The sequence below is a fragment of the Hathewaya limosa genome (assembly GCF_030815255.1).
GTDB classification, from domain to species: domain Bacteria; phylum Bacillota; class Clostridia; order Clostridiales; family Clostridiaceae; genus Hathewaya; species Hathewaya limosa.
In genome coordinates this window covers 1-7,583 of sequence record NZ_JAUSWN010000041.1, presented here as the reverse complement: position 1 = coordinate 7,583, position 7,583 = coordinate 1, and the positions used below count along the sequence as shown (strand labels likewise).

The following is a 7,583-nucleotide window of genomic DNA, read 5'->3' as shown; positions in this document are numbered from 1 at the left end:
TTAATTTTACTATAAATCTTTCACTCTTTCGAGTGGGAGATTTATTTTTTACGCAAAAAGCTGTCGCACTATTTTTTAGTGCGACAGCCCCTTTTCTTTAAGAAATTTTAAACTTTTTTGTTTTTTATAGAATATAAATATTTAACATTCTATACTATATATAAGTTAAAAAACTAGGAGGTAACTTTTTTATGAAAAAAAACAATAAGAAAAAAATAATTAAAGGGATAGGAGCTACTACAATTTTAACTAGTGTTATAGGGATAACGCCAGTATTTGCTAGTAGTATTATTAACTGGGATGAAGTTTATAAGAATGCTTATAATTCAATGAAAGTAGTAGAAGTTCAAAAAACACAACAATCTATTAATGATGCAAGGAAATATATAAATGAGTTAGCTAAAAATGAAAGTTTGATTAATATGGCGTCAACATTATCAACTAGAGTAGATGGAATTCAAGAAAGTTTATTTCAACAATTTTATAGTTTAATGTATGTAAATGGAAAGAAAAAAACAACAATGTCTCAAAGTGAAATTAATAGGGCTAGAGAATATGTTAATGACTTTAGTACATATGAAGGAAATAAAAAATATACAGAATCTTGGAGTTCTGCCATTGATGAATTTCAACAAAAAAATATTAATGAGACAATTTTAGCTATTGAAACACTAGAAAAAAGTAAAGCAATTGAAGATCTTAAACCAGCTAAGCAATTACTTAATGAATTAAAAACTTCAACAAATGAAGATACTAAAAATCTTGTAAAGAATCTAGATAAAAGAATTACCTTAGCAGAAAAAGAAGTACTAAATAAAATCGAAAAAGAAAAGGAAGAACAATTAGAAGCAAAGGTAAAAGAACATATTAAAGAAATAGAGAGAAATATAGATTCTAAAATAGATGAACTTAAAAGGGAACAACAAAAAATAATAGATAATAAAACAAAAGAAGGAGAAGAAAAGATAAATAAGGAGATAGAAAAACTTAATAAAGAAATAGAAGATAGCAAAAAACAAGTAGAACAAAAAATGAATGGCATTAAAGGGTTAATATCACAGGTTGAAAACCCAGATGTTCAAAAGCAATTAATTGAAATTTTAAAAGGTTTGAGTCAAGTGGTAAATGATAATTTTAAAAAATTAAGTTAAAGGGTAAATCTTTTAATTTAAAGTATTTTAAATTTATAAAAAAGAATAATAAAAAAAACCTCATAAAATAGATATAAGTACATATAAAAATGTTAAATTAAGAGAAAACATTTTTTTGATATTTTTTGTGAAAAATTTTAAAATAATTATAAAATTGACTGATAAAAATATTTAAAAAATATCATATAAAGAAAACATTTTGAATATTATATGGACAAATTACTATTATTGGATTATAATTCATGTTATCGTCAACATGCATTATAAAAGGTACAAACAAAAAAGAATATTTAGAAATAGATTAATATTCGAAATATAGTATAGACATATTTTGTTAGTATTGATATAATGTTATGTGAAATTTTAACGTTTTTAATTTTACTAATTAAAAAATTAGTTAAAATAAAAATATATCTAAATAGGGGGTCAAACTTAATATGAATAAGAAAGGCACTAAAAAATTAAGTGGCGTTTTAGCTGCTACAACAGTTTTAACTAGCGTTGCAGGGGCAACACCAGTATTTGCACAAGGTACAAATTGGGACGCTCTTTACAAAACAGCTTATGAAGCAATGCAAAAAGCTGAAAAAGAAAAGACTCAAGAGTCAATAAATGTTGCAAGAAAAGCTATTGCAGAAGTAGCAAAAAATAAAAAATTAGTATCAATGGCTTCAACATTATCAGAAAAAGTTGACGCTGTTCAACAAGGATTATTTAATGATTTATATGCATTAATGTATGTTGATGGAAAACCAAAAGCAAATATGACACAAGAAGAAATAAACAAAGCTAAAGCTTTAGTTGTAAGTTTCGCAACTTGCCCATCAAATAAAGCTTATATACCTACATGGTCATCAGCTATAGATCCATATCAACAAAAAAATATTGATAAGTTAGTAGAAGCTATCAAAACTGCTGAAACTACTAAAAAAGCAGAAGATATCAAAGCAGCTAGAAAGTTAGCTAATGAATTCTTAACTGTAACAAATGCTGATATGAAGAAAGCTGCAGAAGGTTTAGACGTACAATTAGCTCAAGTAGAAGCTCCAGAAGCAGTTAAAGCAGTTGAAGCTATAAAAGTTAATGAATTAAAATTAGAAAATCAAAAAGAAGTACAAGCTCAATTAGATAATGCTAAAAAACTTGCTGAAAAAGTTAAAGATGAAAAAGTTAAAAAAGAATTAACTGATAAAATAGCAAAATCTGAAAAAGCTATAAATGATAAATTTGTTGCTTTAGAAAAATTAAACGTAGAAAAAGCAACTGTAACTCATGCAAATACAATAAAAGTTGAATTAAGCAAAGCTGTAAAAGCTGAAGATCAAGCTAAAACTAACTTTGTTGTTAAAAGAGGAAACATAAATGTTAGCGTATCTGCTAAATGGGCTAAAGATGGTAAATCAGTTGAATTAGTTGCAGGTAATGCTTTCGTTGCTGGTGATTATTCAATATTAGCAACAAGTGGAGAAGCTATAGCTACAGCTAAAGTAACAGTTGAAGCTCAAAAAGAAACTTCTTTAACAATAGATTCAAGTGTTTTAAATGGTGTTGAAGAAAATGGAACTGTAAAAGTATCATTAAAGGATCAATATGGGGATGAATATAAATTAGATAGAGATAAGTTTACAGTTACTGCATTTAATAAAACACAAGGAAAAAATGTAGAATTTGAAAATAATAAATTTGAACTAAAACATGACAAGTATAAAAAAGATGATGTAATATTAGTAACTATTCTTCATAATAAAACTGGATTAACAGTTCAAAAAGAATTAAAAGTTGTTGATAGTGCATATGTTGATACAATTTCTCTAGGAAAAGTTGAACTTTCAAAAGAAGATAAAAATGGTTTAACTCGTGCTTCAAAAAATGTTAAAATCTCTTATGAAGCAAAAGATCAATTTGGAAATGCAGTTGAATTAAAAGCAGGAAAAGATAATGATGATATCGTAGTAATTTCTTCAGATTCAAGTGTTTTAGCAGAAGGTAAGGTAGAAGTTAAAAATGAAGATAAGAAAAATTATCTTGAAATAAGTGGATTTGAGAAATCAGGTAAAGTTGTTTTAACAGTAATGAGTAAATCAAGTGGAAAAACAGCTAGAGTAGAGCTTGATGTTAAAGAAGCACCAGGCGTAATTTCTAATGTTAAATTAGAAACTTCAGATGTTACTATTGCCGCTGGTGCTAAACATATTATAGGATTAGAAGTAACTGATAACTATGGTAAAAAATTAGAAAAAGAAAAATATGAAAAAGAGTTTACATTTACTTCTACTAATCCAAGTGTAGTAGCTTCAAGTGAAGTAAGCGTAAAAGGTGGTAAGGTAGAGTTAACAGTTAAAAATGATGCTGTAAAAAATTCAAAAACAACAATTTCAATATTAAATCAAAATAAGATAGTAGCTACAATAAATGTAACAGCAGGTGAAAAGGCAGTTGCAACAAATATCGAATTAAAAGATGGAGTTAAACCAGCAACAACATTAGCAGTTGGGGCTAAAACAAAAGTTGAATTTGTAGTAAAAGACCAATATGGAAATATAATGGAAAAAGATATAACTGTTAAAAATCAAAAAAATGATGAATCTAAAATAGATGCCAAAGCTACAAAAAATGTAGTAGAAGTTGAAGCTTTAAAAGAAGGAGCTGAAAAATTAGTAGTAACTCTTGGAGATAATGGAGATTCTAAAGAAATTACATTTAATGTAGTTAAAAATGTTTCTACAATGGGATTAGAAATTGCTAATATTCCTGAGTTATGTAAAGAAGGAAAAGATTACTCAGAACAAATTAAGGTTCAAAATAAAAATGGAGTTGTATTACCAGCAGATTCAATAGTTAAAGTAATTTCTGCTAATGAAAAATTAGTTCATGTAAATAATGACAATACTATTGTAGCAGGTGCTGAAGCTAAAAAATTAGCAGAAAAAGAAGATGCAAAAACTAAGATTACTGTAATCTACAATGCAGCTGATAAAGCTGTAACTCTTGAAAAAGAAGTAACAGTATCTGCTAAGAATGTAAAAGTAGATCAAATTAATGTATTAGACAAAAAGCTTAATAATAATAAAATTGATAAAGATGCTAAGAAAGTAGATATAAAAGAAGTAAAAGCAGAAAACCCAGAAATTTCTAATTTATACTTCATCACAAAGGATAATTTCGGAAAATACGCGGAAGTTACTAAGAAGGGTGATTTAACTATCCTATCAGTGGCAGGAGAAAATGTAGAAGTTACTAGTAACCAAGCTGTAGATTTTGATGACAAGGATGATAACAAATTAAAATTAGATATTACAAAATTAAACCTTAAAGATGAGAATAAAGATGCCATAGTTCGTTTAGTTCTTTCTAAAGATGGTGCAGTTGCTATGGTTAATTTAAAAGTAACTGGTCTTAAGGAAGCAAAAGCAGCACAAGCAAAAGCAGATAAAGAAAAGGCTCAATAATAAAAGTGCGAAACGTTACTCTATAAGTAAAGATAAATTAATTTACGAAATGAGTGGAACTTAAAAAAGTTCTAACTGCTTTATTGAATAGATAGGTGAAATTCCTATCCAAAGCAAACAGCAAAAAGCTTTGTGCCTAATCCCCCTGCATAGGTTTTAGTTCTGTTAGGCTAAGCTTATGAAGCCAGGTAAGGTCGTAATCTGTGAGAGTCAGATGCGGGGTTCCTTAAAAGATTGCTATGGTAAACGTTTGCTAATCCATGGTTATGCGTCTTGTAAATATATTCCATACTGTTAAATTGATAGCTATGCTTTGGGCTTGGTATGGAACAGTTAAGTTGAGATATTTAACTGACTTTAGAATAATTAGCTGTTAAACTAAAGTAAAGTAAGTCGTTAGTGGATACCTACGGCAATCAAAATAAGGGATAAATAAAGTGGAACGTTTGATGCTGTATATAAGGAGAATTAACAGATTCAAAGATATGTATACGGGCTCAGCGGGTTCATAGTAGCAATGACACTTAGCCGAAAGTCAGTGTTTGGAAGTCACTGAAAAACCATTATGGTAACATAGTGGAAGGATAAAACTAAGTTAGCGAAGGAACCTAGTCGGTAATAGGAAGTTAAAAGTTAGAAAGTTATTATATAAAGTTATATATTATCGATAGAACGCCGTATGCGATGAAAGTCGCACGTACGGTGTGGACCGATCGAAATTCTATTTTGCAAAGATAGGATAGTGAGGGATAGCATAGAAGAAGCAAAAAAAGCATTTGAAGATTTAAAAGCAAAAGTTACAGATTTAGGTAAAACTACAGCAGGATCAAACTTTAAAATCGATACAAAAGAATATACAGTAGTTGCAGATGGTACAGATGCTGGTACTATTGAAAAAGATAAGGCATATGCAACTGTAACACAAGCAGCTGCAATAAAAACTGCTTATGGAGCAAATGCAGGTAAAGAAGAAAAAGCTGCATATGAGCAACTAAAACAGAATTTAGAAAATGCCATAAATGCAGTAAAAGATCAAAAAGGAACTAAAGCCTCAGAATTAGAAACAGCAAAAAAAGCATTTGAAGATTTAAAAGCAAAAGTTACAGATTTAGGTGAAACTAAAGCAGGATCAAACTTTAAAATCGATACAAAAGAATATACAGTAGTTGCAGATGGTACAGATGCTGGTACTATTGAAAAAGATAAGGCATATGCAACTGTAACACAAGCAGCTGCAATAAAAACTGCTTATGGAGCAAAAGCAAGTAAAGAAGAAAAAGCTGAATATGAGCAACTAAAACAGAATTTAGAAAATGCCATAAATGCAGTAAAAGATCAAAAAGGAACTAAAGAATAGAACACACATTACTAGTTAAAAATAAAAGAATAAAGATTGTTAGGTGTGTAGAATTACCTAATGATCTTTAGTTCTTAATAAGATGATATGATGCTACTAAATAGGATATTTTTATACTATTTAGTAGCATTTATTTTACTTAGGACTATTGGTTTGATAAATAAAATTAAGGGTTTTATTTATAGGGTTCCTATTTTTCAAGGAGGTATTTTAAAAGATACAAAGGTGTCAAATAAAGTAGAAAATATAATTCAAATGTCAAAATTATAAAATAAATAACATAAACTGAATAAAATTTAATTTTTAAATTTAATGTTATACAAAAAAATATTGTATTTTTATTTTGAATAAAGTAAAATAAAAAATATAACTTTCAATTTAACTTTAATTATCGAGTGAACGCCTTATGCCATGAAAGTGGCACGTAGGGTGTGGATCTAACGAAATATAGCTAATATAACCTTCCAATATTATTAGTTATATAGTTTAGAGATAGCGAAGCAGTAGATGATAATAAAAAAACATTAAAAGATGCAATAAAAGCTGCTAATCAGGCAGTAAATGCAATAGTTGTTAATACAGATAAAGCCAATGTAGAAGTAGGCACTAAATGGATAACACAAGAGAATAAAACTAAGTATGTTGATACTATAGCTATAGCACAAGGTGTAGTGGATAAAGCTGATGCAACTAAAGAAAATATAGATGAAGCAGTTCAGAATTTAGCAAATGCAACTGCAACTTTTATAGGAAAACAGCAAGATGGTACTAAAGTAGCAGAAGTTGTAGTTCCAGAAGTCCTTAAAGATTTAGGAGTAACATTGACATGTGAAGCTAAGAAAGAAGGAGTGAAAGGTTTCAGTGCTGTTATGCAAGAAACAGATATGGATATTACTTTAACTACTGATGGACTTACAAAAGAACAACAAGTTACAGTGGCTGGTAAAAACGTTCAACTTGCTAAAGGTGATAAGGCTAGCAATGTAAAACAAAAGATAATAGAAGCTTTTAATGGAGATGCAGATTGGAAAGTAGAAACTGGACGTGTTGTAGTAACAGACCAAAAATCAGGAATTCTTTTCAAATCAATAAAAGCTAAAGCTCATGTAGAAAGCTTATGTACAGATTCAGAGGAAATAAAGTTTACAATACACACAGATGAATCTGGTGTATTGAAAGAAACTAAGGGAATGGAAGCTATACCTGAAGTTAAAGGTGAATTTGAAATAACAGTAACTAATAAAGCTACTAAAACAGGAAAAATTACTATTAATATAACAGCAGAAGGTTCTGTTTTAAATCAGAATATAGATGTTGATGTACAGGAAGCTGATGATACAAAAGCTATATCAGAAAAAATATATAATGCTATTAATAAAAATGAAACATTAAAAGCATGTTTTACAGTCAAAAATGATAAAGAAAATTCTAGAATTACTTTAACAGAAAAAGTAGGGGATCCTATTAAGTTAAAAGCAGTAATAAAATAATAAATTGATATATATTGGAGAGATATAAGTTATCTCTCCAATTTTTATGTGCGCCCAGCATGGGCGCAATCTATAGGGTGAAAGTCCCGAGCGCCGAAGGTGATATAGGCGTTAGCCAATGACAAGGGTGTCCATT

General features: G+C 28.8%; 4 protein-coding genes. All 4 read left to right on the top strand.

The genetic code is table 11. From position 1 onward, the window contains the following. Nucleotides 1-191 precede the first annotated feature (191 nt). A complete protein-coding gene (locus QOZ93_RS13705; protein WP_307357385.1) occupies nucleotides 192-1,151 on the top strand; it encodes an MICOS complex subunit MIC60 in 960 nt (319 codons plus the stop codon). A gap of 437 nt (nucleotides 1,152-1,588) precedes the next feature. Beyond that, entirely contained in the window at nucleotides 1,589-4,600 is a 3,012-nt protein-coding gene (locus QOZ93_RS13700) for a hypothetical protein (protein WP_307357382.1), read from the top strand. A gap of 742 nt (nucleotides 4,601-5,342) precedes the next feature. Further along, nucleotides 5,343-5,957: a hypothetical protein gene (locus QOZ93_RS13695; protein ID WP_307357379.1), complete on the top strand. Its 615-nt coding sequence runs from the start codon at nucleotides 5,343-5,345 to the stop codon at nucleotides 5,955-5,957. Nucleotides 5,958-6,628: 671 nt separating this feature from the next. Further along, entirely contained in the window at nucleotides 6,629-7,447 is an 819-nt protein-coding gene (locus QOZ93_RS13690) for a hypothetical protein (RefSeq protein ID WP_307357377.1), read from the top strand. The last annotated feature ends 136 nt before the right edge of the window (nucleotides 7,448-7,583 follow it).

Excerpts from the sequence above, each read along its gene's own strand:
- QOZ93_RS13700 (WP_307357382.1), top strand. The coding sequence starts at position 1,589 with ATGAATAAGAAAGGCACTAAAAAATTAAGTGGCGTTTTAGCTGCTACA.
- QOZ93_RS13705 (WP_307357385.1), top strand. The coding sequence starts at position 192 with ATGAAAAAAAACAATAAGAAAAAAATAATTAAAGGGATAGGAGCTACT.